Annotated in this window: 1 protein-coding gene; it reads left to right on the top strand. The window is 51.0% G+C overall.

The genetic code is table 11. From position 1 onward, the window contains the following. The first annotated feature begins 16 nt into the window (after positions 1-16). A complete protein-coding gene (tuf, locus tag C8R30_RS15670) occupies positions 17-1,207 on the top strand; it encodes an elongation factor Tu (RefSeq protein ID WP_090672759.1) in 1,191 nt (396 codons plus the stop codon).

The raw sequence follows: 1,207 nt of genomic DNA, 5'->3' as shown, positions 1-1,207 counted from the left end.
ACGATAAGGATATAGCATGGCGAAGAGTAAGTTTGAGCGATCAAAGCCGCATGTAAACGTAGGGACGATTGGGCACGTTGATCATGGGAAGACGACATTGACGGCGGCGATTACGATGGTGTTGACAAAGAAATTTGGTGGTGAGGCGAAGTCGTACGCTCAGATTGACTCGGCGCCGGAAGAGCGAGCGCGCGGGATTACCATCAACACGGCGCACGTGGAGTATGAGACGGAGAAGCGTCATTATGCGCATGTAGATTGTCCTGGTCACGCGGACTATGTGAAGAATATGATTACGGGCGCGGCACAGATGGATGGTGCTATTCTCGTAGTATCGGCGGCGGATGGGCCGATGCCTCAGACACGCGAACATATTCTGCTGGCAAGGCAAGTTGGTGTGCCCTATATCATCGTATATATGAATAAAGCGGATATGGTTGACGACGCGGAGCTGCTTGAGCTGGTTGAGATGGAGATAAGAGAGCTGCTCTCGAAATATGATTTTCCGGGTGACGATACGCCGATAGTGATTGGTTCGGCATTGAAGGCACTTGAAGGAGATCAGAGTGATATAGGCGAGCCATCGATTTTCAAGCTGGCGGAGGCGTTGGACAGTTATATACCGGAACCGCAAAGGGCGATAGATGGCGCATTCATTATGCCGGTGGAGGATGTGTTTTCGATATCTGGTCGAGGTACGGTAGTAACAGGTCGGGTTGAGCGCGGGATAATCAAAGTCGGTGATGAGATCGAAATTGTTGGATTGAAGCCGACTTTGAAGACGGTCTGTACGGGTGTTGAGATGTTCCGGAAGCTGCTTGATCAAGGTCAAGCGGGGGATAATGTGGGGATACTGCTGCGTGGAACGAAGCGTGAAGAGGTTGAGCGTGGTCAGGTGTTGGCAAAGCCTGGGAGCATACTACCGCACACGAAGTTTACGGCTGAGATTTATGTGCTAAGCAAAGAAGAAGGTGGACGTCATACACCATTTTTTGCGGGATATCGGCCGCAATTTTACTTCAGGACGACGGACGTGACGGGATCGATAGAATTGCCATCGGGCACGGAAATGGTCATGCCCGGAGACAATGTATCGGTGACGGTAAATCTGATTGCACCGATTGCGATGGAAGAAGGTTTGCGTTTTGCGATTCGTGAAGGCGGTCGGACCGTTGGAGCGGGTGTTGTTGCAAAAATTATCGAGTAG

The sequence above is a fragment of the Nitrosomonas nitrosa genome (assembly GCF_003051105.1).
GTDB classification, from domain to species: Bacteria; Pseudomonadota; Gammaproteobacteria; order Burkholderiales; family Nitrosomonadaceae; genus Nitrosomonas; species Nitrosomonas nitrosa.
The sequence above is the reverse complement of the archived record's forward strand: the minus strand, read 5'-3'. Positions and strand labels throughout refer to the sequence as shown.

What these genes read in the sequence shown, in the direction of transcription:
- tuf (WP_090672759.1), top strand. Translation starts at nt 17, where the DNA reads ATGGCGAAGAGTAAGTTTGAGCGATCAAAGCCGCATGTAAACGTAGGG.